This window comes from Bifidobacterium dolichotidis (assembly GCF_003951975.1).
Taxonomy (GTDB): Bacteria; Actinomycetota; Actinomycetes; order Actinomycetales; family Bifidobacteriaceae; genus Bifidobacterium; species Bifidobacterium dolichotidis.
This window is the reverse complement of sequence record NZ_QXGM01000001.1, coordinates 506,837-530,102: the sequence shown is the minus strand read 5'-3', so window position 1 is coordinate 530,102 and position 23,266 is coordinate 506,837. Positions and strand designations below refer to the sequence as shown.

Annotated in this window: 17 protein-coding genes and 5 tRNA genes; 10 read left to right on the top strand and 12 right to left on the bottom strand. The window is 50.2% G+C overall.

Features of this window, described 5'->3' with window-relative positions; translation table 11 throughout:
• Positions 1 to 137 precede the first annotated feature (137 nt).
• Positions 138 to 938, bottom strand: coding sequence for a pyrroline-5-carboxylate reductase (proC, locus tag D2E26_RS01965; RefSeq protein ID WP_125963008.1), 801 nt, complete (start codon positions 936 to 938; stop codon positions 138 to 140).
• Between the two features lie 200 nt (positions 939 to 1,138).
• Here proC and D2E26_RS01960 point away from each other — a divergent pair.
• Positions 1,139 to 1,229: transfer RNA gene (locus D2E26_RS01960), tRNA-Leu, on the top strand.
• A 104-nt stretch (positions 1,230 to 1,333) separates the two neighbouring features.
• On the opposite strand, the gene D2E26_RS01955 is transcribed toward D2E26_RS01960, so the two are convergent.
• Positions 1,334 to 2,782 (bottom strand): alpha/beta fold hydrolase, encoded by a 1,449-nt coding sequence (locus D2E26_RS01955; RefSeq protein WP_125963007.1) that lies wholly within the window; start codon positions 2,780 to 2,782, stop codon positions 1,334 to 1,336.
• 67 nt (positions 2,783 to 2,849) lie between these two features.
• Between D2E26_RS01955 and D2E26_RS01950 the strand changes: the two genes are divergently transcribed.
• Both D2E26_RS01950 and D2E26_RS01945 read left to right on the top strand, forming a co-directional pair.
• The gene (locus D2E26_RS01950; protein ID WP_125963006.1) at positions 2,850 to 5,285 is read left to right on the top strand and encodes a sensor histidine kinase; all 2,436 of its coding nucleotides are present in this window, start codon (positions 2,850 to 2,852) and stop codon (positions 5,283 to 5,285) included.
• Positions 5,286 to 6,044: a response regulator gene (locus tag D2E26_RS01945; protein ID WP_277599421.1), complete on the top strand. Its 759-nt coding sequence runs from the start codon at positions 5,286 to 5,288 to the stop codon at positions 6,042 to 6,044. It begins immediately after the preceding gene.
• A 125-nt stretch (positions 6,045 to 6,169) separates the two neighbouring features.
• Here D2E26_RS01945 and D2E26_RS01940 read toward each other — a convergent pair whose 3' ends face one another.
• Both D2E26_RS01940 and D2E26_RS01935 read right to left on the bottom strand, forming a co-directional pair.
• Entirely contained in the window at positions 6,170 to 8,881 is a 2,712-nt protein-coding gene (locus tag D2E26_RS01940; protein ID WP_125963005.1) for an ABC transporter permease, read from the bottom strand.
• A gap of 3 nt (positions 8,882 to 8,884) precedes the next feature.
• On the bottom strand, positions 8,885 to 9,637 hold the full coding sequence (locus tag D2E26_RS01935; protein ID WP_241218824.1) for an ABC transporter ATP-binding protein: 753 nt from the start codon (positions 9,635 to 9,637) through the stop codon (positions 8,885 to 8,887).
• A gap of 288 nt (positions 9,638 to 9,925) precedes the next feature.
• Between D2E26_RS01935 and D2E26_RS01930 the strand changes: the two genes are divergently transcribed.
• From D2E26_RS01930 to D2E26_RS01915, 4 genes are all read left to right on the top strand, one after another.
• A complete protein-coding gene (locus D2E26_RS01930) occupies positions 9,926 to 10,804 on the top strand; it encodes a pyridoxamine kinase (protein ID WP_125963376.1) in 879 nt (292 codons plus the stop codon).
• 126 nt (positions 10,805 to 10,930) lie between these two features.
• Entirely contained in the window at positions 10,931 to 11,362 is a 432-nt protein-coding gene (locus tag D2E26_RS01925; protein WP_206432052.1) for a YraN family protein, read from the top strand.
• Between the two features lie 61 nt (positions 11,363 to 11,423).
• Positions 11,424 to 12,962: a YifB family Mg chelatase-like AAA ATPase gene (locus D2E26_RS01920; RefSeq protein WP_125963004.1), complete on the top strand. Its 1,539-nt coding sequence runs from the start codon at positions 11,424 to 11,426 to the stop codon at positions 12,960 to 12,962.
• A gap of 187 nt (positions 12,963 to 13,149) precedes the next feature.
• Entirely contained in the window at positions 13,150 to 14,448 is a 1,299-nt protein-coding gene (locus tag D2E26_RS01915) for a DNA-processing protein DprA (RefSeq protein ID WP_164515823.1), read from the top strand.
• Here D2E26_RS01915 and D2E26_RS01910 read toward each other — a convergent pair.
• On the bottom strand, positions 14,436 to 14,789 hold the full coding sequence (locus tag D2E26_RS01910) for an MGMT family protein (RefSeq protein WP_125963002.1): 354 nt from the start codon (positions 14,787 to 14,789) through the stop codon (positions 14,436 to 14,438). The genes D2E26_RS01915 and D2E26_RS01910 overlap by 13 nt on opposite strands.
• A 51-nt stretch (positions 14,790 to 14,840) precedes the next feature.
• Between D2E26_RS01910 and D2E26_RS01905 the strand changes: the two genes are divergently transcribed.
• From D2E26_RS01905 to D2E26_RS01895, 3 genes are all read left to right on the top strand, one after another.
• Entirely contained in the window at positions 14,841 to 16,712 is a 1,872-nt protein-coding gene (locus D2E26_RS01905; RefSeq protein ID WP_125963001.1) for an FAD-binding protein, read from the top strand.
• Between the two features lie 145 nt (positions 16,713 to 16,857).
• Complete coding sequence (locus D2E26_RS01900; protein ID WP_420897185.1) at positions 16,858 to 17,850, top strand: succinate dehydrogenase/fumarate reductase iron-sulfur subunit; 993 nt, start codon at positions 16,858 to 16,860, stop codon at positions 17,848 to 17,850.
• Positions 17,851 to 17,956: 106 nt separating this feature from the next.
• Complete coding sequence (locus D2E26_RS01895) at positions 17,957 to 18,628, top strand: O-methyltransferase (RefSeq protein ID WP_125963000.1); 672 nt, start codon at positions 17,957 to 17,959, stop codon at positions 18,626 to 18,628.
• 74 nt (positions 18,629 to 18,702) lie between these two features.
• Here D2E26_RS01895 and D2E26_RS01890 read toward each other — a convergent pair whose 3' ends face one another.
• The 7 genes from D2E26_RS01890 to clpX all read right to left on the bottom strand — a co-directional run bounded on the left by D2E26_RS01890 (position 18,703) and on the right by clpX (position 23,121).
• Positions 18,703 to 19,395, bottom strand: a complete 693-nt coding sequence (locus D2E26_RS01890) for an LOG family protein (protein WP_241218856.1) — start codon at positions 19,393 to 19,395, stop codon at positions 18,703 to 18,705.
• Positions 19,396 to 19,504: 109 nt separating this feature from the next.
• A complete protein-coding gene (gene nhaA / locus D2E26_RS01885) occupies positions 19,505 to 20,902 on the bottom strand; it encodes a Na+/H+ antiporter NhaA (protein WP_125962998.1) in 1,398 nt (465 codons plus the stop codon).
• Between the two features lie 215 nt (positions 20,903 to 21,117).
• Positions 21,118 to 21,191 (bottom strand) — tRNA-Arg (locus D2E26_RS01880).
• Positions 21,192 to 21,272: 81 nt separating this feature from the next.
• Positions 21,273 to 21,346: transfer RNA gene (locus tag D2E26_RS01875), tRNA-Arg, on the bottom strand.
• Positions 21,347 to 21,395: 49 nt separating this feature from the next.
• A tRNA-Arg gene (locus D2E26_RS01870) sits at positions 21,396 to 21,469 on the bottom strand.
• A gap of 81 nt (positions 21,470 to 21,550) precedes the next feature.
• Positions 21,551 to 21,624: transfer RNA gene (locus D2E26_RS01865), tRNA-Arg, on the bottom strand.
• 84 nt (positions 21,625 to 21,708) lie between these two features.
• Entirely contained in the window at positions 21,709 to 23,121 is a 1,413-nt protein-coding gene (gene clpX / locus D2E26_RS01860; RefSeq protein WP_125962997.1) for an ATP-dependent Clp protease ATP-binding subunit ClpX, read from the bottom strand.
• Between the last annotated feature and the right edge of the window lie 145 nt (positions 23,122 to 23,266).

The window sequence follows — 23,266 nt, the reverse complement described above, 5'->3', positions numbered from 1 at the left end:
AAACGTCGAGCTATTTTGAGACGAACTAGATAACAAAAGTCCGATTGATTAGTGCGGTGAAGCAGAAATCAATCGGACCAAAAACACAACTTGAGTTGCACTAACGGAACGGTACTAGCGAACTCAGTACAGCAACGTCACTGCTCAATAGCGTCAACAGCCTTAATGACAGCGCCACGGAAGCCGGACTCCTCGAGGCTGGCAACGCCCTTAATTGTCGTGCCGCCAGGGCTGCAGACGGCGTCCTTCATAGCGCCTGGATGCTCTTCGGAAGCCATGTAAAGCGCACCAACGCCTTCAATCATGCGAGCGGCGAGACGGTAGGCCGTTGCGCGAGGCAGACCATACTTCACACCAGCGTCGCCGAGTGCTTCCAAATACATATCAGTGAAAGCTGGAGCACAACCGGAAATGCACATGCCAATACCCATGTGCTCAGTCGCCACACGCTCAACCAAGCTGATCTCACCCAGTACACGCTCGAACTCAATGCGCTGAGCGTCGGTAAGCGTGTTGAGCTGCTCGGTGACGAGCACACCCTTGCCCACAGCCATTGGTGTGTTTGGAATCGTGCACTGTACGTGGATCTGATCGTGCTTGTCACCGAACAGATGCTCGTAATCAGCAAGCGTCCAGCCAGCAGCCAGCGAAACAACGAAGCAGTCGCGGTCGGCCAGCAGATCAGTCAGAGGACCAACAACCGACTCAATCTGATATGGCTTGACGGCCACAATAATCATGTGTGCAGCGTCTGCGACCTCTTCAGCCGTGTGCACTGGCCTGACGCCATACTTTGCAGCGTTACGCTCGAGGCGGTCAAAATGAGCGGCGCAAGCAACCATTTGGCTACCCTCAACAACGCCGGCCTCAGTCAGGCCCTTGGCAATGGCCTGAGCCATGTTGCCGAATCCAATAAATCCAACAGTGAAGTCGCTCATCGTGAGCCCCTTTCCAAATCGATGCTGCTCAGCATAGTCGCATAATTCAGTATTCCTCTGAACGGATAGCCAGAATCGGCGCTATACCACGCTTTGATCACGATTTTTGGATACGCTCTGATCAAACACCACGCCGTAATTTGCATTTTTCCACGAATGCGCCTATAGTCATCACTCGTTGCGTTAAGTAACCAAAACCTGTCCGGGTGGCGGAATGGTAGACGCGCTAGCTTGAGGTGCTAGTGCCTATTTTATACAGGCGTGCGGGTTCAAGTCCCGCTCCGGACACCAGCAAAACCCTTGAGAGCAATCTCAAGGGTTTTCTTGTTTTTGTGCACTCTTGTTTTTGCACAACGAAAAGCCAGCCCAGAACGATACTGGACTGGCTTTATGTGTTACAGGTTGCGGAGGTCTCCCCTGTCTCGTGCGCATTCATACAAATGCTTAAACACGCGGTTGCCATGCACACCATCATGCTCAAATTCATTGGTTACCCAGGCATGCGAATGGCCGATACGAGAAAGTGTGTCAAGCGATAGCTTCGAATTGACATACATATCGTCGAAATACACGGCTGCTTGTAGCGGTACTTCATTACGCGCAAGCTGATCAGCATCATAAATCGTGCCAAAATGCGTGTCTTGCATAAGCAGATCCATAGCCGCACGGAATGGACGCAGCTGACGTTCTTGCTCAAACATCCATGGGAAAATAGCCTCGCCGAAGAACAACAGCGGTCGCGCATCTGGACTGAATTGCGCATGCTTTGCCACAACTCGTGACGCAGCCCACTCGATTGGCTTCTCAAGCTCACCATTTGCATAGATGAACTCTTGCAGTGGCCAGTAGAGGGCTTTGGCATAGGTTTGTTCGGCCACATCATGCAAGAACGCATCGGTTAATGCCGTTTGTGGGTCGACCTGGGAGCTGGCAGCACCAGTAGAACCTGCAGATTCAGCAGATCCTGCAGACCCGATATTTGGCACGTCACCCGCACCTGCTCGGAATGCAGTATCGAACAGCCAATGTAACGTCTCAAAACTTGGTTTCATGCCAAGGCACTGGCCCACAGTTTGTAGGCGTGGCACCGTGAGTTCGTCACCATTCGGCAACTGCAGTGCACTACCCTGCTCACTTGCGGCCGTAATAATATCAGCCACTGCAGCCACACGCTCACGATCTTGCGGGTAACGTTCGTAATACTGCTCAGTTTTGCGCTGCATTGTTGGCACGGTGTACTCGTACGTTTCCTCAGCATCGGCTGGCACATGTGGAATACCGCCCGTCGTAAAGCAGGCTGCGAGCGAGTTTGGGAACAATGACAACCACGTAAGCGTTAAGAATCCGCCATAGCTTTGGCCAAGCGTGACGAGTTTGCGTCCGCCAAATTTGGTCAGGCGTAGGTGTTCGAAGTCTCGAATAATTGAGTCGGCAAGGAACATTTTGAGCAGTTGTGCTGCGTCCTGACCGCTCATCGATTGCACAGTGCGTCCGTCGACGGCTGTGGAACGTCCGGTACCGCGCTGATCAGGCAGAATAACGTGGAAATGTTTGACGGCTTCTGCAATCCATCCGTCTGAGGTTGGGCTCATTGGGCGCGGGCTTGCGCCGCCTGGTCCGCCCTGCAGGAACATGAGGAACGGCAGGTTCGCGCCCACGTGTTCTGGTGCGTCCACGACGCGATAGAACAGATCAATAGTGCGTCCTTCTACGTTCTGTCCTGGTGTATTGCCGGCCCAGTTCAGTGGGACTTTGATTGATGATTCCTCAATATGCAACCCTGGCACCCAATACCCTGCGGTTGTGGTGCGATGCTGTTGGGTTTGTTGCGTCGTAGCGTTCATAGCTATGACTGTAAATCATCCTTGAGATGGATATCCGCTCTGCGTCGTATTGCGTTACGGTGACATTATGCGCAAACTTCTGCAGTGGTGGACGAGTCATGTCATGATACATGATGCTGTTATTGCTGCCATTTTGTGGATGATACTGTGTCGATTCACAACAGCTAATTCCGGATATTTATTATTTACGCCATCACAGCATTGGGTGACGGTACTGTCTATTGCGCTAGCTATTCCGTTTGCTACACGTCGTAAATATCCGCAGATTTCCGCAATCATTTTTATCTGCGTTGTAGTAGTGCAACTTGTTACAGGTCCATCATTTATGAATGTTGATCTACTGGCACTTCCGCTGCTCTATACGATTATTGTGCAGTGTGCTCAGCGACGTATTCATATCTATATTGCAATTGCTTATGCGATGTGTGTGCTGTCAGCCGTTACACAGTGGGCGGCTCTCAAATATGGACCTATTTTTGAGCTACATACCGGTACGGCTCCTAGTTTGAGAGACTCACTGATTTATTTCGGCATTAGTGCCGGTGCGTGTGTTACCCCTACGATTATTGCTGGCTATTGGCAACGAGCTCGCAAGGCAACGTCGGTAACATTGCAAGAACGTAATGCTGCGTTATTGGAATACCAACGTGAGCAGAAAACTGTGGCATCTGAGGCTGAACGCGCTCGTATTGCACGTGATATGCATGATGTTGTTGCGCATACCTTGTCGACGATTATTGTGCAGTCTGATGGCGGCCGATATGCTTCCGCTCATAACCCACAATTAGCAAAGTCAGTTATGCAAACCATCGAGCATGAAACCCAAACAGCATTATCTGCTATGAACGATGTGTTACATGCTATAGGCAGTAACACGAAAGATAAAACGCCGAATATTGTGTCCTCAGCGATTGCTCAAGCGCAGCATATTCATCAATCACTACACATACAACATATTGCACATGGCGAGCAGCCAGATCAGCTGGAGCCATTCCAAGTTGAAGCTTTAGAACATGTGTTACAAGAAGCGTTTACCAATATTCGTCGTTATGTTGGACCGCATGCACAGGTGCATATAACAGAAACTTGGACCGACCAGTCAGTAACACTTCGTATTGCGGATGAAGGTACGACTCAAGCCTTTGATGCAACTACTGCTGGTAGTGGTTTAGGATTACTTGGATTACAAGAGCGTATTGAACAAATTGGAGGTACGTTCATCGCTCATGCGTTGCAACCACAAGGTTTTGTTGTGTCTGCAACAATTCCATTGCACACAACCCCAGCACCATCATCTGCTCCAAAACAGGCAGCAATGTCATTGCAATCTTCTGCTCCAGTAGACGGGCCACGCTGGTTATCGCATCCTGTGCAGCGTGCTGTTCGGCAGGTTGCTCAGCAAACTAGTTCAGTAATTGCTGCTGTATGGCAGAAACAATCACTTTCGGAACGAATTGCAAAGCTATCAACGTGGAGTGAGCAACATTATGTTGTTCTTGACACCATGGTTGCTGCTGTCGTCTGTGCAGCGGCTTGGCTGTATATTGCATCAGATACATGGCTGACTGCAACTGTTGGCATGAACGAATCCGGGCTTGCAGTAGTGTATACAGAACTTGTTGTCACATTTGCCATGTTGAGTATTCGCCGACGTTTCGCACTTATGGCTGCAATTGGCATGAGCATTATGTATGCAATCGTGCTCTTGGTAATTCCTGGTATTGCTCTTTCAGATCTTCTCGTGTTCAACATGTTGGCAGTTGTGTTTATTTATTCAGCAATTACCTACGGTAGTAAACGTGCACTGCCACTGATTGTTTCACTTTGTGTTGCGCTATCCGCATTTGCAGGATTTACTACCACACTGAACTGCCGTGGTTATGTATCTGTTATTGCTTGGTTAAGGCACGACCAAATACCGCGACACCCATCATACGAACGCGCTACGGCCATAACATCTGGTATTCAGTTTGCTTTGGTCATCGCCGTACTATGTTGTGCCGCAATTCTGCTTGGTTTGATGCAGCATAGTAATACTTCGAATTTAATTTTGCTGCGGCAGCGAGAACAGGCACTCCAACAACTGACGCAACAACGTGATGTGCAGTATGCCAATGAAGAGCGAGAACGTATCAGTGCTCAAATTCAGCAGCATATTACTGATGTGCTTACACAAGTTGCGCAACAAGCAACGGCAGGTATTGCCATGATTGATCAGGCTCATGCTCAGCACACCGAACCAAGCGCAGCCCAAATAACACACGCGTTTGAACAGATTGGCACTGAAGGACGTCATGCCTTAGCTCAAATGCGAGAACTGCTGCATGTGTTGCGTAATACTGCAGATACCCATGTGCCTTCTGAGCACGTTGCCCAGAGTTCTATGCAACATCGCTCAGATTCACTTGCTTTGCATCCTGCATTGCCATTGCATGAACAACTAGAACATGTAGTCGCTGCACGCCAGGTCACGAATCCTGCTGCTACTTCGAAGGAAGCATAAATGTCATCAGAATCTTGCGAACCAACACAGAGCTACTCGCCTATGAAACCAATTCGCGTCATTGTGGCTGATGATCAAGAGCTGGTGAGCATGGGTTTTGCCATGGTTATTAACTCACAACCAGATATGCATGTGGTTGGTCGAGCAAGTAATGGTATTGAAGCAGTTGCTTTAGCGCAAACCACACCAGCCGATGTAGTACTGATGGACGTTCGCATGCCACAAATGGACGGCATCGAAGCTACGCGACAAATTTGCGCCGTTTCCAATGCGGAACATACGACCCGCGTTATTATTCTGACCACATTTGATCTTGACGAATACGTGATGGCAGCCATTAATGCTGGAGCCTCAGGGTTCTTACTCAAAGATACTGAACCAGAAATTTTATTATCTTCTATTCGCACGGTGCATCAGGGCAACGCAATTATTGCGCCAACGGCAACAAAGCGATTAATTGAACAAATGACTGCACAGGGATTTGGCACAGCCCATTCCTCACTCGTCACTGCAACCAGTTCTCCAGCTCAACAGACCACTAATGAACCCTATACCGATCCTGAGCTCGCATCACTCACTGACCGCGAGCGCGAGGTACTGGTTGAAGTAGCGCATGGGTTATCCAATCAGGAAATTGCGGACAAGCTGTTTATTTCGTTGCCAACAGTAAAAACACATGTAACGCATGTGCTCGCGAAAATTCATGCACGTGATCGCGTGCAAGCTGTTGTATTCGCCTACGAGAATCATCTCGTGTAACCGAGGCTATCAGCACTAGCAAGCACTCCATATCAAGTACTTAGTCAAAGCATGACAACAGAGGAACTACCACAATAGATATGTGGTAGTTCCTCTTGGCTTTCATGAACTTAGACACAGCTTAATTACTCAACTGCGAGCGCCTCAACTGGTGAAACACGATTAGCGATCTGCGCAGGACTGATGCTAGCAATAAGTGCCGCAGCTATAGCTATGCCTAGAATCACTGCGTCTCCGACCCAGTCAATGGTAAAGGTGAATTCATGTACTACTGGACCAAGCACCATCGCAACACCAAGTGAACCGAATCCAGTACCAAGCATTAAACCGACAAGGCTTGATACCACGGTCGTGAGTAATGCTTCTATGCCAATGGAACGGCGCACTTGCTGTCGAGTCATGCCAATAGCTCGTAATGTAGCGGTTTCTCGAGTACGTTCAATAACCGACAAACTTAAGGTATTCGCTACACCAATCAGTGCAATAATCACAGCAACAGCCAGCAGTACAACGAACAGCAACAGCACCTGATTGACTGTCGTGTTCCACTTTTCCTTTTCTACCACAGGAGCAACAATGCTTACTTGTGGAATATCGGGTACGGCGTTCGAGACTGTGTGCACGATCTCCGATTCTGATTGTTGAGCCGTAGTATCAGTGCGAATCAGCATCGTAGTGCTTTGTGCATGCAGCACTTGCTGATCAAACAGAGACGCGTCAACAAAAGCAACGGTGTCACCGGTGTCGACGATATTACGGAAGTTCAACACATGAGTATCAACAGTCAACGCTGGTTCAGAAGGATCGGACGAATCAGCATGCTGATACTCGCGGATCGTGAGCTGAGGCTGGTACTGGATACGCGCACCGGAAGCAGGAAGCAGCTGAGATAGCAGTATCTGATCAGCGTCCCAATGCATTGGCGGCACTGTCACGTTGAGCACAGACTTGAGTGATTGCAAGTTTGGAATACCCATAACGAGCAGATCAGTACCATGAGGCGTTTTCTTCATAGCTTCCGGCACGTTGTCAGTGACTTTCACTTGAGCAGTTGGTGCGGCAAGTACTGACTGAATACCTGGTTCCTTGTGTAAGCGTTGTTTGAGTGAGGCAGCTTGGTCATTTGGAATACCAGAAACGGAAATATCAACACTGTACTTGGTGTTGAGCTTCGTATTCATTGTTTGCTTGGCACAAGCAGCACCTGTTCCAATAGTGGAAATAAGTGTCACGCCAATAAGCAGAGCGAGTCCTGTTGCTGTTATGCGGCGAGGATTTTTCGCAATATTGGCGACTGCCAGTTTGGCAGAAGGACCAATTTTACTTACGCCCTTGCCAATAAGCCGCAACAGTTGCGGAATCCAGAAGTGAGCTGTTATGCCCACACCGCTGAACGTCAGTACACAACCCGTAATAGCGGCGAGCAACCAAGTACTGTTCTCTGCAGTTTTCCAATACTGCGCTGCCCAGATGGCGAGCGAAACACCAGCAAGCAGCACAATGGTGCCGAACACCGTACGCACACGTTGACGCTGTGTGTGCTCAACCAAGTCAAGCGGCTGCAAAGCCTCAAGCGGCGTAACATGCGTAGCCATACGAGCAGCGCTCAATGAGGCAACAATCGTGGCGAGCACACCAAACACAATTGGAGTTATCAGTGTCGATGTAGTTATCACCACATGCATTGTCATTGATGTACCAAATACGTGCGCTGATATGGCGAGTGCCATAGCACCAATACCGCAGGCAACGCCTAATACTGAGCTGGCCAAGCCAAGCAGTGCAGATTCCAGCACTACCTGGAAGTACAGCTGACGACTCTGTGCACCAATGATGCGTAGCAGTGCAAATGTACGACGACGCTGTGCAACAAGGACTTGGAAGGTATTGCCAATAACCAGAGCAGCTACGAAAAGCGACAAAACACCGAAGCTCAGCAGTGACATTTTAATAGCGTCATTTTCGCCAGACTGATTCTTCAATATTTGCGATGCAACCTCGGAACGAGACTGGAGCGTTAAGCCAAGCTGCTTCTGTACCTGTTCGGCAACCTGTTGTTGCGCTTCTTCTGAGCCAGACATTTGTACAAACACGCTACTGCATGGCACATCGTTGAATGATGGTAATCCCATGAATTTAGCGAATGTTGCGGGCGTGACTAATGCGGCACCACCGTAGATATAGGATCCTTTTGGCTCATGAGTCAGGCCAACAATAGTCAGAGGCTCTTCGATGAGGGTTGCTACAGAGTCCTGAGGTTGGTCAGTTTCAGAATGCTGCTGCTCTGAAACATCCTGCTCTGGGGTATCTAGTTCTGAAGCATCTAGCTCTGACTTCGCAGTAGTCCGGACACGGTCACCAATGTGCAGCTTCATACTGTCGGCTGTGCTCTTTGGAATTGCTATCTGGCCAGGTTCCGTAGGCTGATGGCCCTCAACAATGTCTAATGGCACCATGCTGCTGCGCGTCGCGGTTGGAATTGCAATCTCGGTATAGCCTTCATCGCCTTGCTGGATGCGAATCTGGTTCACCGAGTCCACACGAATACCATCAATAGCTACTGACTGAGTTTTGGCGATTCTATTGAGCTGATCAAGCTTATAGTCGCGCACGGCATGCAAGGATACTTCTGCATCATTGGTCTGCTGTTTCGGTATGGTCAACTGCCAATTCGATGATGCGAATGAAAGCGTATTCCGTATAATCATGGCCTGACTGAACGCATCACTGAAAATCAGCGTGCAGGTAATAAACATCGTGCCAATCAGCACTGCAATGCCAGCTGGAATGAGTTTGCGTAGATTATGCTTCATCATCGGAAGCGTCAAGTGATGCATGATTCACCTCCTCACAGTTGTGAGCTGATCGTTCATAAGTTCTGCCGTTGGACGTGGCACATCGGTTAAAATTTGGCCATCAACCATTACCAGCGCACGGTCCGTCCATGCGGCTGCATTGGCATCGTGCGTGACCATAATGATTGTGCGACCGAGTTCATCAACCGAACGACGCATAAAGTTGAGCACTTCCCTACTTGATGCAGTATCGAGTGCTCCGGTTGGTTCATCCGCAAACACCACATCAGGCTTCGTAATCAGCGCACGCGCAATAGCCACTCGCTGCTGTTGACCGCCTGATAACTCTGCAGGTCGATGACTTAGGCGTGATGCAATGCCCAACGTCTTGACCAGCAGCTGGAACCAATCTCGATCTGGTTTCTTTCCTGCTAGGCTCAGCGGCATCAGAATGTTTTGTTCCGCTGTAAACATGGGCAGCAGGTTGAAATTCTGGAACACAAATCCAATTTGCTGGCGACGCAGCAGCGTTAATGACACATCGTTGAGCTGGGTCAGATCCAGTCCGCGGAAAAGCACATGGCCTGAAGTCACACTGTCGAGTCCGCTCAACAGGTGCATGAGCGTTGACTTACCCGATCCACTCGGGCCCATAATCGATGTGAACTGGCCGCGTTCAAAACTGACATTGACGTTGTTCAGTGCTTGTACTGCGCTCTCTCCCTCACCGTAGGTTTTGCACAGATTTACAGCTTCTATGACCGGCGACGTTTGCTGCATTGCTTGCTCCGCGTTCATGTTCGCTCCTTCTTTTTTGATTACTCGCATACCTTCTGTAGGTATGTGCTGTGCGTGGCAATACCGTACGAAAAAAGCGATGGTGCTTGGTATCGGTCATGAGGATGAAAACGCAGGTGCCCTCATACTCAGGGATGAGGCAATGTCCGATACAATATCGATGCAGTGGTGTGGCTAATCGTTCGCTGTACGAAAGCCCGCACCCTTGCGGGACCCCCAATCGCTACGATTAGTGCACAGAACAAGCCAATGATGCTTCCTATGAGTTCAGCGAAGCAGAAAGAAGTACTGATGAGCGTGAAACTTTATGATCGCAATCCACGCTATATTCCTCGTATTGCTGCCGTGCACGATATGTGCGGTTATGGCAAGTGCTCGCTTACGGCAGCCATTCCAATTCTGTCGGCTGCTGGTTGCGATGTATGCCCTGTGCCAACTGCTTTGTTCTCTGCACATACGAACTATCCCGTGTTCACGATGCACGATACGACGCCAATTCTGAATGGTTATTTGGATGCTTGGCAGCAGGAAGATGTGGCACTTGATGGTGTTTACTCGGGCTTCTTGGGCTCTGCTGATCAGGTTGCTCTGATTGAGCGCTTGTACCACGACTATCCAAACGCATTGCGCTTGGTGGATCCTGTTATGGGTGATGGTGGCAATATGTATGCCACCTACACTGAGGAACTGTGCAAGGCCATGGGTCGTTTGGCTAATGGTGCTGACATCCTCATGCCTAACCTGACTGAGGCTTCGATTCTGACTGGTCGCGATTATGTGGGTCAGAATATTGCTGATGCTCAGATTGATGAAACGCTGCAGGCACTGCTTGACCTGGGTGCTAAGAATGTGGTGCTTAAGGGCATCGATCACAACGATGGTTATCTGCGTAACTACATTGTTAATGCAGAAGAAGGCGTCAGCGCTAAGACCGAGTGCAAGCACGAGAAGCTGCCATTCATGATTCACGGTACTGGTGATGCATTCGCATCGTCGCTGATTGCCGCTGTGATGGCTGGTCGCGATATGACTGAAGCTGCTCAGATTGCTGGTGAGTTTGTGCGTCATTCGATGATTAATACGCAGTATCAGCCTGATTTTGAGCGTCGTGGTGTCAGCTTTGAATTGAACTTGGGTGATTTGACGAAGCTTGTGCAACTGGACTGAAAGCAGATAGGATCGCTTCAGTCAAGCTGAAACGGCTTATCCACATAAGGCCGGTCGATTCAAGGTGTTAACCACATTGGTCGACCGGCCTTGCTGTACCCTCATGATCCAAGCTGTACTGGAATCATGAATACACAACTTGTACAACCACAGGAAGCCACGCTTGAGCAGTGTCGCTCAATGCTCGTCTCACCTGAGCTCTCGGCTCGTCATCTGGGCTGCTGGGGTGAGGCAGCTGCTGCACGGTGGCTCGAGCATCATGGCTGGCATATTCTCGATCACAATTGGCATTCGCGCTTTGGTGAGCTTGATCTTGTGGCTCGTAATGAGCACAACGAATTAGCGTTTATTGAGGTCAAAACACGGCGAGGTCTGATGTTTGGCTCTCCTATTGAAGCCGTTGGCATTCATAAACAACGTAATTTGCGCCGTGCTGCATTGCAATGGCTGCTGGATCCTGAGCATCGCATACCGCATGGGCAAATCCGTTTTGATGTTGTTGGTGTGCTTATACAAGCACCGCGTATTCGGTTCACGCATGTGCCGTATGCGTTCTAATCGGTATTGCACTGTTGTTCATTCATGCTGCAGACATCCACGTTGCTGATTGGAGCACCTTATGGCCATTGGTTCCACATTATCTGTTGGCCTTGTAGGACTTAAACCGTTTCTGATTCAGATTCAGGCTTTTGTTTCGCAAGGCTTGCCATTTTTCTCGATTATTGGGTTGCCTGATGCTTCGCTTGCTGAAGCACGTGAACGGGTGAAAGCAGCGTGCTCTGCTGCAGGATTTCATTGGCCTCAAACTCGAGTCACCGTCAATATGTCACCGGCATCGTTGCCTAAGCATGGTGCCACGCATGATTTAGCGATTGCTGCGAGTGTGCTTGCTGCGTCACGTGCTATTCCGTCAAAATGCCTTGATCAAACGGTTGTTGTTGGCGAAGTCAATCTTGATGGATCAGTGCTGCCAGTACATGGCATTTTGCCTGTACTGTTGCATGCACGGCAGCATGGTATTCGCATGGCGATTGTGCCTCGCGCTAATGCTGATGAAGCGGAACTTGTTCCCGATATTGACGTGTTCTATGTGTCGCATGTTGGCGAGCTAATTGTATTACTCGGCGGTAATGCCGTTGTGCCTGATACTGATGTACCAATATCAGCTACTCCTCCACCGACCGCAGCACCTGCACTAGATCAGGATGTTGGTGATATGGCTGAAGTGGTGCAACAACAGGAAGCCAAATGGGCATTACAAATTGCTGCGGCTGGCGGTCATCATTTGCTTATGGTCGGACCACCTGGCACGGGTAAAACAATGCTGGCTTCGCGCATGCCCAGCATTATGTGTCCGCTCAACGAAGAGGAACAGTTCGAGGTTGCTTCTATTCGGTCCATAGTCGGCACCCTACAAAGCTTTGGTATTAGTGATGTACCACCATTTCAAGCGCCGCACCATACCGCTTCTGTCGCTTCGATTGTTGGCGGTGGTGCTGGTCTCGCTGCTCCAGGAGCCGTAACCATGGCACATCGAGGTGTGCTGTTTCTTGATGAAGCTCCAGAATTTGGGCCACGAGTGCTACAAACGCTTCGTGAACCTTTGGAATCTGGCACCGTTGCTGTTTCTCGATCACGTGGCACTACCGTGTTCCCTGCTCGATTCCAATTAATTATGGCTGCAAATCCGTGTCCTTGTGGGTACGGGTATGGTTCTGGCGAGCGCTGTACGTGTCGCGAGCGTGATCGAATTCGATATTTTTCAAGGCTTTCTGGCCCAATTCTGGATCGTATTGATATTCAGGTGGCCGTGTTGCCTACGGGGCGCATTGATGCAGGCAGTACGGGATCTGCTTCGAATATGTCAAGTAAGCAGATGCGCCATCAGGTGATTGCAGCACGACAGCGTGCTCGTGAACGATTGAAGGACGAAGGTTGGACCTGTAATGCGCAAGCAAGTGGATCGTGGCTGCATCAGCATACGCCGGCACGCACGCTTGCAATTGTCAATCGTGCATTAGATGCACATGTGATGAGTTTACGTGGCGCTGATCGTGCGCTGCGTTTGGCTTGGACCATTGCTGATTTGGATGGCGTGAGTGAACCAAGTGCTGAGCATATGCATGCCGCTATCGCCTTACGGACCAAGGTGACGTAGCCTTCATATCCAACTGCCTCCCCGCCCAACTGCGAATACAACATCTGGTATCGGTACACAGCGTCGTGTCTGTTCACCTCTGAACTTTTCAAGAATTGAGGATCGTATGAGTGCGTTGGTTGACTTTATTCAGCAGCTATACGAGCCACAGCCCACTGCTCCGTGTAAGGATAACGGCACTATTTGCGTGAGCCAACGTGCTGCCGCAGCGGCAGTACTGAGTGCTTGTACTGATGGTGCTGATGCCGCTATGGCTGTTTTTGTACAAGGCTGTTCCAGCACGCTTGAAGCATTGGATTTGTTTGAACAATGGTTTGTTGAACAGCAGCAACAAACATTGCAGGCTACGATGCTTGAACAATCACTGCTCGAACGTTGTGAGCAGGGGCTTCAGCAGCAGAACTGTACGCTGGATAAAAAAGCTGCAACAACTGTTCAGCATGCATTGCTGCGTTGGGCCCGAAGGCGGAGTGCTATCACTTGTGATTCAGCGCAATCATTGCATAATTGGCTTACTGATCACAATCAGGAATGGGTTGTTACCCAAGGTGATTCTTGTTGGCCTGTGCAGCTGAATGATCTATCAATACGTTCTGATTGGGTCTCCCCACTGTGCCTGTGGGGTATGGGTGATCGGCGTGCATTAACTGCTTGCGATGAGCCCTTAGCCATAATTGGTTCTCGTGCCGCTAGTGATTATGGTGCACATGTAGCCCGTCAATTAGCGTCATGCGCGGTGCGCGACGGTCATAGTGTTATTTCGGGCGGTGCGCTGGGTATTGATGCGCATGCACATTGGGGTGCTGTTGATGCTGCAGCTGCTGATAATGCTGGTCCAACACTGGCCGTATTTGCTGGTGGATTACGTCATATTGGGCCTTCGTCAAATATGCAGTTATTCAAACAGATGATGCACTGGCGTGGTGCACTACTGAGCGAAATGCCACCCTATTGTGCTCCTGTGGCGCGGCGTTTTTTAATGCGCAATCGTATTATTGCCGCGCTGGCAAGTGTTGTTTGCGTGGCGCAAGCTCGCATCCATTCTGGGGCGTTAAATACGGCTCATTGGGCGCAAGAATTGAATCGCGAACTCTATGCAGTGCCTGGGTTAATTACGCGGCCTGATCATACGGGTTGTCATCGCTTAATTGATGAACAAGCGGCTCGAGTGTTATCAACGTGTGAATCAGTAGAGCAACTTTGCCATAGTGCACATCAGCCGAACTATTCGCAATTTGATGCCGGCTCGCCAACAATCAAATCAACGCAGGCTGATGATGAGCTCACTGCAGTGCAGCACGATATTATTACTGCTATTCGTAGCTGTCAGCGAGCGCAGTGCGCAGCCACAGCATCTCATGTGCTTGCTGCATTACAGCGTGCGCAGCCTCATACGGTGTTGACGTTACCGAAGTTACTGGCACAACTCACTGAGCTTGAGTTGCGCGCTGTGATTACGAATACTGCTGGATGTTACTCGGCATAACCTGTGCCGTCCCAAAGGCATTGCTGGAGATCGACGCGTGGGCCTTCAGCTCCACCATTCTTTGCTGTTCCTGCAACGAACTGTACGCCTTCTTCTTCGAGGCGACGTCGTTGTACTGCTGCCCCGCCAAAGGCAAAGCCTGGTGCAAGCGAGCCATCACGGAAGACCACACGATGGCATGGAATCGTGCTTGGATCTGGATTGCGATGTAATACGCCGCCAACAATGCGTGAGGCACGAGGACGACCGGCGAGTTCAGCTACCATGCCATAGGTGGCCACGTATCCTCGTGGAATTGCACGCACTACTGCGTATACCTCTTGTGCGAATCCGTTTGTCATAGTTCTATTATGCCGGTGAACAATCCATTGCAATGGCTACAATGGCGCACTATGAGTCCGAAGCATGTGGAAGAAATGTACGACGCAATTATTGTTGGAGCCGGCGCAGCTGGACTCTCAGCCGCACTGAGTTTCTATCGCAGTGATGAAACTCGGCAAAATATGGATCTTGGTATTGAACCAAAGGTCCTCGTTATTTCGAAACTTCAGTCTTTACGCTCGCATACCGGTTCTGCAGAAGGCGGTATTGCAGCCAGCTTAGGCAATGAGCAACCTGATTGCTGGCAATGGCATTATTACGACACCGTCAAGGGCGGCGATTGGCTCGTCGATCAGGACGCTGCCAAGATTCTGGCACAAGAAGCTACGAAGACAGTAGTCAATCTTGAACACGATGGCGTTGCATTCTCTCGTACCAATGATGGTCATATTGCACAGCGTCGCTTTGGCGGTCATACAAAGGATTACGGCAAGGCACCTGTTGAGCGTGCTGCTTATGCCGCTGACCGTGTTGGTCACCAGATTCTGCATTCGCTGTGGCAGCAGTGCATTGGCCATGGTGTGGAATTCGCAGAAGAATGGTATGTTACCGATCTTGCTGTGGATCAGGATGAGCAGCAGGTGCAGGGCGTTATTGCGTTTGATACGCATTCGGGCGAGGTTCATGTAGTCCGCGCTCATAATGTGCTGATTGCTACGGGTGGTGCAGGTCGTCTGTTCCATACAACGTCGAACTCGTGGGATCTGACTGGTGATGGTATGTCGCTGGTGTTGCGTGCTGGTTTGCAGTGCGAAGATACTGAGTTCGTGCAGTTCCATCCAACGGGCTTGGCTCATACGGGTATTCTGCTCTCTGAGGCTTCGCGTGCTGAAGGCGGTACGCTGCGTAATGCTGATGGCGTTGCCTTTATGCAGAACTATGCACCTGAACATGGTGATTTGGCTGCCCGTGATGTGGTCAGCCGTGCTATTCGCGCCGAAGTTGATGCTGGCCGTGGTATTGCTGATCCACGCGACCCAGAAGGTCCTCGTGACTGCGTGTGGCTTGATATGACTGCTATTGAACCTGGTCATATGCTTGCTGTGCTGCCTCAGGTTGTTGAAACGATTCAGAAGTATGCAGGCTTGGATCCAACGAAGGATTGGGTTCCAGTCAAGCCTACGGCCCACTACACCATGGGTGGCATTCCTGTCACGACTGATGCTGAGGTGTATACGTGGCACGATGGTGAGCGCCATATTATTGAGGGCCTGTATGCAGCTGGTGAATGCTCCTGTGTTTCGGTCCATGGTGCTAACCGTTTGGGCGGTAATTCGCTGCTCGATGCTTGCTTGTTCGGTTCTCGTGCTGGTGAGTCTATTGCACGTCGTGTTGCAGAGAATCCTGTGCTCGATGACGGTTCAACGATCATCGATGAGGATGCACTTATTGATCATCTCGGTCAGGATCGTCAGGATGCTTTGCATGATCTGGTGGCTCACGCTGATGATGCTGAGCAGCCAGAAGCTGAGGCAGCTGAAGAGACCACGGATAATGCTTATAAGCTGCAGGAGCAGTTGGGTCAGTTGATGGATTCGTCACTGGCTGTGCTCACTGATGCTGCTGCTATTGAGCGTGCTCAGCAGGTTATTACTGATGAGTTGGTGCCTCGTGCCATGCAATTGCATTCGCATGCTGAGTACACCTCGTTTAATCAGGAAATTACGGCGATTTGGGAAGTGCAGAATTTGCTGAAGTTGGCACAGGCGATGCTGACGGCTTCTGCTGCACGTCATGAGTCCCGCGGTTCGTTGAAGCGCTTGGATTATCCAGAGCGTGATGATGCATCGTTCCTCGCTCATTCGATGACTGATGCAGATGGCAATGTTGTGTGGCAACCAGTGCACATTATTGACATGAAGCCAGAATCGCGCGAATATTAATTCGTTTGACTTCGCATAACCGCACACTGGGCTATTTGTGATACTGAGTTATGCGCTGAATACTTTGCGACCTAGGTAATGAATAAACCACTTCATGTTGCGTAGCAATACCATAGCTGTGCAACAACAATTGGAAAGAACTTGTATGACGACCCCAACTATGGAACAGTCGGATACTTCGACTTACGATGCACAAGTTACCTTGCGCGTACACCGCTTCTCCCCTCGTGCTGAGAAGAAGCGCGAACGCAAGTCCAACCCATTCGCGCGTAAGAGCTCGCCATTCGGTGGCTCACATCGTCCACGTGGTAAGAGCTGGGTGCAGGAATATACAGTGCCTGTGCACGCCGACGATAGCGTGCTCGATACGTTGTTGCGTATTAAGCGTGATATTGATCCAACGCTAGCTTTCCGTTATTCGTGTGGTCATGGCATGTGCGGTTCCGATGCTGTTGCTATTAATGGTTCACCTACACTGCTGTGCACGGCCATTATTCGCGATATGGCCCATCGTGAGCCTGCTGCTCCAGTAACCGATAACGATGGTTTCCGTAAAACTGGTCCAGCAACTGACGAAGCTGCAACTGCCGTGGCTGAGGCCGCTGAGACTGCAGCTGTGTCTGCCGAAGAGGCTCCTCGTGACGAGGCCACGGGCCGACTTGATCTTGGTGTTATTGAGCTTGCTCCTCTGCCAGGCTTCCCTGTACAACGTGATCTTATTGCCGATATTGATCAGATGCTCGAGCAGATTAAGAAGCTCAAGCCTTATCTGATGCACAATGGCGAACTGGCTACGACCAAAGATGGCAAAATCGATGTTTTCGAATATTTGCAGAAGCCAGAAGCTTTGGCTAAGTATGAGATTCTGACGAACTGCATTATGTGCGGTGTATGCGAAGGCGCTTGCCCTGTGTACTCAGGCGGTGAAGCATTCGTTGGTCCTGCTGCACTGATTAATCAGGCACGTTTTGTTCGCGATGACCGCGATCAGGCTACCGAAGAACGCCTCGAAGCCATTGACACTGCAGACGGTATTGCAGCTTGCCAATCGGTGCGTGCATGCTCGCGTCCATGTCCTAAGGGTATTGACGTTGGCGAAGAAATTTGGCAGCTCATTGCACAGGTTAAAGAACGCTAAATCAGCATTCGTTCTTCTCGTTCAGGCTCAATGGACACAGGTTCATTGAGCCTGTGCGCTATAGTGATGCAATTAGTGAGACTATACCCATCTATCTGAGGCAAACATGGATCAAACTTCTTTCAACTTGCATGCAAAAGCATGGCAATGCATCGAGGACTTTGAAAGTGCACGCGAACCTGAACTGGTACGCGAAGCCCGCAAGCTTGCCCTGCGCAACGACGTGCCACAGTGCACTGCATCGCAAGGAAGTTTGCTGAGTTCTTTAGTGCACATGCAGCATGCTGAATCGATTATTGTTGTGGGCACGAGCCCTGTTGTTGAAACAGCACAGCTCGTAGAAGCACTGGATAATCACGGCAAGGTCACCGTTGTAGATTCAACGGCTGATGGCATTCGCATCCTGCGTGAGTTCATTGCGGAAGCAGCTGATGAAACACATACGATTATGCGCGCTGCTAATGCTGATCCAAGCCGTTTCCTGCAGCGTCTGACGCCTGATGATTACGATCTGATTGTGGTATGCGGTAATACGAGTAACTACGAGCAGACGCTTGCTCATGCCGCTTCCCTACTGCATCATGGTGGCGCCATTGTGTTCACCGATGCCCTTGCGTTCGCACGACGCGGTAATAAGGGCGGCTTGACGAATGCTGCTGATCGCAGCGAGCAGGCTGTGACGATGCGCAATATTATTGAGCAGCTGCAAGATGATGATCGTTTTACGAGCTCACTTAATCCAGCTGGTACGGGCTTATTAATTGCCGTTAAGCGCTGATACACTACGTATAAAAATACCTCGCACATCATGGAATTCTTCTCGATGTGCGAGGTATTTTTTGTTGTACGCTACTAGTTTTGACGGTCGCGCTGAATTGCTCCCGTAGCCACTGCAACAGCTTCCTCTGGATCATCAGTGACGACGAACAGCGATGGATCTATCTGAGAAATCATGCCATGATCAGAAACTGGACCGCGCAGCCAGTCGATGAGACCCTCCCAATATTCACTGCCGAACAGCGCAACCGGCATGTAACGAACTTTATGAGTCTGCACGAGCGTTAATAACTCAAACATTTCGTCGAGCGTTCCGAAACCACCTGGGCAAATTACGAAACCGCTCGAGTATTTCACGAACATAGTTTTACGCACGAAGAAATAGCGGAAATTCAGACCGAGATTTACCCACTCGTTAATGCCCTGTTCGTGCGGCAATTCGATGCCGAGACCAACACTAACGCCGCCTGCCTCGCTAGCGCCACGGTTTGCAGCCTCCATAATGCCAGGACCGCCGCCTGTGATGACGGCAATGTCGCGCTGGGCAACCATAGTGCCCATCTCCTGTGCAGCCTTGTACATCGGCTCGTCCGGCTTAATTCGGGCCGATCCGAAAATGCTGACGGCCGGTCCAACTTCCGCTAAAGCGCCGAAACCGTCGACGAATTCGGACTGAATACGCAACACTCGCCACGGATCGTGGTGCAGCCAGTCAGTTGAGTTCTCCTCGTTCAGCAGTCGAGCTGTTGAACTTTCGGAAGGAATCATCTGACCGCGCAGCAGCACAGGTCCGCGATGATACGTTTCGTTGAACGGCGCTTCACGCTGTTCAGTCTCGTTCGCGACGGTTTCTTGTTTTAATTTCTGCGATGCTTCATCACTGTTCGTGCTGCGCTGGTTGTTCATGATGGCTAGCTCCATGATCGAGGGTTTGCTTCACCATCACAGTACCATCGTCCAGCACAGTTTCGATCTCAGTTGCTTCCTCAGCCAATTCATGCTGCTCTTCGAGAAGCTGAGCCTGATGCAGTGCTGCGAAGCGCTTCGACTGGCGAGAAAGCAGTACGCCAGAAATAGCTGCAGCAATCAGCGAGGCCAGCAGCACGCCGAAACGTGCTTCTGCAGAGAGCTCGGCGCTCTTGTAAGCCAGCGATGCAATCAGGAACGACACCGTGAAACCAATACCGCAAGCAATCGATGCTGGCAGCATATCGCGCACGCGCAGACCCTTTGGCATCTTCAGTGGGCCCACATGCGTCGAGAGCCAAGCAACGAGCATAATGCCCAGAGGCTTACCGACAACAAGAGCGACGATAATGCCGATCACGACTGGCGAGACGAGCAACAGTGGCGTAATCGAATCGAAGTGCACACCGGTTGCGAAGAATGCGAAGATTGGCAGTGCCAGCAGCGCCGAGAATGGCTGAATCTTTTCTGCATAACGCTCAGCACGTGGAGAACGTTCCTTGTACATAGCGTGAGCAGGAGTCAGCAGGCCCATGAGCACACCAGCCAGCGTTGGGTGGACGCCAGCTTCGTACATCATGATCCATCCAAGAATGCCAACAACAACGACGGCGAGCCATGGCACCCTCTCCATGCGGACGAGGAAGAACCAAGCCACTGCGCAAATAGCAATGCCAAGGAACCAGTACCACGAGTTCAACGACGAGAAGAAGACAGCAATCAGAATAATGGCCAGCAAATCGTCAACCGTTGCCAACGTCATCAGGAATGCACGAATAGCACCAGGCAGGGCCTTAGCGAACAGAGCAAGCACAGCAAGTGAGAATGCAATATCAGTTGCTGTTGGAATTGCCCAACCATGCGATGCTTCAGCGAAGGAGAACGTCTCTCCTGATGCAATAACGAGGCTTCCTGGAACACCATTGCCAAAGTCTGCAAACAGTGCGATCGTGCCGATGAACAGAATTGGTGGCACAAGCATGCCGCCAACTGCGCACAGCATTGGCACGGCTGCTGCCTTTGGATTAGCCAGCGAACCTGTTGATAATTCCTGACGCAAATCAAGACCAACCACGAGGAAGAAGATCGTTAACAGACCATCCTGTGCCCAGTGACCTAAGCCCATATCAATATTCGTGCCTGGAATACCCAGATGGAAATGAGACAAGTGCTCAAAACCTGCTGCAGTAGCAGGAAGATTAGCGAGAACGAGACCGAGCAGTGCAAAGCCCAACATAATGAGGCCAGATATACGATCTGAAGCTGCTACATATCGAATCTTGGTCCACAGGCTTGTTTGTTTGCTCATTACGCCCCTATCAGCTGTTATAGCTTTTGAAGTTTTGAAAATCGATGCAGGAATGTCCACGCATCGGTCAATAAACAATACGTTCTATTATGCCTTGACGGTGTACTAAATAGCCGAGAAGTCACTAGACATTTACCGAATTCGCAACACTATGGGTACAGGAAGTTGCTCAGAATTGGAAAAACCCTCAACGCATGCGCGAAGAGGGTTTGAAGTGCGCGAGACAGGATTCGAACCTGCGACCTGCTGATCCGTAGTCAGCTGCTCTAATCCGCTGGGCTACTCGCGCATACCATAACAATAAATCATAGGAAAGAAAGAATTATAGAAATAATTCTTCACTCTCTTATGACCATGCATTATGGTCAAGTGCGCGAGACAGGATTCGAACCTGCGACCTGCTGATCCGTAGTCAGCTGCTCTAATCCGCTGGGCTACTCGCGCAGCACCACATCCATCGATTATCCGAAGATAATCCATTTCCATGGCTAAGTGCGCGAGACAGGATTCGAACCTGCGACCTGCTGATCCGTAGTCAGCTGCTCTAATCCGCTGGGCTACTCGCGCATACCATAACAATAAATCATAGGAAAGAAAGAATTATAGAAATAACTCTTCACTCTCTTATGACCATGCATTATGGTCAAGTGCGCGAGACAGGATTCGAACCTGCGACCTGCTGATCCGTAGTCAGCTGCTCTAATCCGCTGGGCTACTCGCGCATGTTGTTCGCTTGGAGCAACTCGTATAAAGTAGCTCTTTTGCCGGACAAGTGCATCTTCGGTGTGTTGCACTGTTGATAAAGGTCACATGACCTGGCGAATATTGCCTGTTCTGAAGTCAGAATCGTCTGGGTGACTCTGTGCAATATGCAGCATTGCACGGCGTGCATTAGCCAAGCGATCACCTAGTGTTGCATGCTTCTGCTGGTGTGCATTTGCCAGAATATACTGTGGCTCTCGCTCACCTCGAATAGCAGCACCGTCAACAACAACGGCAATAACATCATCGAGTGATGGCAGCTCATACATCGTTGATTCCAATGCATGTTCCATAATCGAACGCAAACCACGTGCACCCGTGCTATTGGCCTTAGCGAGCTGCGCGATTTGGTCAAGCGCATCATCAGTGAACTGCAGTTCAACACCATCAGCTGCGAACAGCTTGGCATACTGCTTCGTCAGCGCATCACGAGGCTCAGTCAGAATAGCCTTCAGATCAGCAATGCTCAGATCCTGTAACACACTCACTACTGGCATACGACCAATGAATTCTGGCAAGAGACCAAACTCCGCCAAGTCGTCAGCATTAGCGTTTTCTGACAACGTCTCATAATCAAGTGGTTGCAAACGCAACGATGAGCCAAAACCACTTTCATGGCGACCCAAACGACGCTCAACAATTTCATCAAGGCCTACGAAAGCACCTGCGCAAATAAACAGCACATCTTTCGTATCCATTTGCACGGTCTGTGCATCCCTGTGCTTGCGTGTGCCTTCTACTGGCACATTGGCCACAGTGCCTTCCATAAGCTTCAGCAGGGCCTGTTGAACGCCTTCTCCGGACACATCTCGAGCTAACGACGTATTCTCACCGCTCTTACGAGCGATTTTATCGATCTCGTCGATGTAAATAATGCCATGACGAGCACGTTCAACATCACCATTGGCGGCATCAAGCAAACGAGCCAACAGCGTTTCTACGTCATCTCCGACGTAGCCTGCTTCAGTTAACGACGTTGCATCAGCAATGATGAAAGGCACATCCATAGCTTCAGCCAATGTTTGTGCCAAATAAGTCTTGCCAACGCCGGTTGGACCAATCAGCAAAATATTTGATTTGCTAACCTTCACCTGTTCCAGACCAGCACCAATAGCATCACCACGAACGCCATTCGAATGCTCTAATTCCATGAGCTCTTCGAGGCGTACACGCTTGTAGTGGTTATACACAGCAACAGCCAACGTGCGCTTAGCTTGTTCCTGACCAATAACATTGGAATTTAAGATTTCATGAATAGACATTGGCGTTGGCAGATCAACCGACTGATCCTTGAGATACTCAGTGCGTTCATCAGCAATAATCTGCGAGCACAATGCAATGCACTCTTCGCAGATAGCCACGCCAGCACCAGCGACAAGTCGTTCAACTTCCCGCTCCGATTTGCCACAGAACGAGCAATGCTGCATCCCATCGCTGTAATTAATCACACGTCCCATGACACACCTTTCCAATCCCCTCCACCCTACCGCAACGTCCACCTCATCTCTACAAATGGGCCGACACCGTAATAATTACTCTCCAATTTCTCCATCTTTCCCAAGTGCAAACCCTCCCCACCTGTGCTATGAGCTCCCCAAATCT

What these genes read in the sequence shown, in the direction of transcription:
- D2E26_RS01955 (WP_125963007.1), bottom strand. Translation starts at nt 2,782, where the DNA reads ATGAACGCTACGACGCAACAAACCCAACAGCATCGCACCACAACCGCA.
- D2E26_RS01940 (WP_125963005.1), bottom strand. Translation starts at nt 8,881, where the DNA reads ATGCATCACTTGACGCTTCCGATGATGAAGCATAATCTACGCAAACTC.
- D2E26_RS01905 (WP_125963001.1), top strand. Translation starts at nt 14,841, where the DNA reads ATGAGTCCGAAGCATGTGGAAGAAATGTACGACGCAATTATTGTTGGA.
- clpX (WP_125962997.1), bottom strand. Translation starts at nt 23,121, where the DNA reads ATGGGACGTGTGATTAATTACAGCGATGGGATGCAGCATTGCTCGTTC.
- D2E26_RS01950 (WP_125963006.1), top strand. Translation starts at nt 2,850, where the DNA reads ATGCGCAAACTTCTGCAGTGGTGGACGAGTCATGTCATGATACATGAT.
- D2E26_RS01895 (WP_125963000.1), top strand. Translation starts at nt 17,957, where the DNA reads ATGGATCAAACTTCTTTCAACTTGCATGCAAAAGCATGGCAATGCATC.
- D2E26_RS01920 (WP_125963004.1), top strand. Translation starts at nt 11,424, where the DNA reads ATGGCCATTGGTTCCACATTATCTGTTGGCCTTGTAGGACTTAAACCG.
- D2E26_RS01935 (WP_241218824.1), bottom strand. Translation starts at nt 9,637, where the DNA reads ATGAACGCGGAGCAAGCAATGCAGCAAACGTCGCCGGTCATAGAAGCT.
- D2E26_RS01910 (WP_125963002.1), bottom strand. Translation starts at nt 14,789, where the DNA reads ATGACAAACGGATTCGCACAAGAGGTATACGCAGTAGTGCGTGCAATT.
- D2E26_RS01900 (WP_420897185.1), top strand. Translation starts at nt 16,858, where the DNA reads ATGACGACCCCAACTATGGAACAGTCGGATACTTCGACTTACGATGCA.
- D2E26_RS01890 (WP_241218856.1), bottom strand. Translation starts at nt 19,395, where the DNA reads ATGATTCCTTCCGAAAGTTCAACAGCTCGACTGCTGAACGAGGAGAAC.
- nhaA (WP_125962998.1), bottom strand. Translation starts at nt 20,902, where the DNA reads ATGAGCAAACAAACAAGCCTGTGGACCAAGATTCGATATGTAGCAGCT.
- D2E26_RS01945 (WP_277599421.1), top strand. Translation starts at nt 5,286, where the DNA reads ATGTCATCAGAATCTTGCGAACCAACACAGAGCTACTCGCCTATGAAA.
- D2E26_RS01925 (WP_206432052.1), top strand. Translation starts at nt 10,931, where the DNA reads ATGAATACACAACTTGTACAACCACAGGAAGCCACGCTTGAGCAGTGT.
- proC (WP_125963008.1), bottom strand. Translation starts at nt 938, where the DNA reads ATGAGCGACTTCACTGTTGGATTTATTGGATTCGGCAACATGGCTCAG.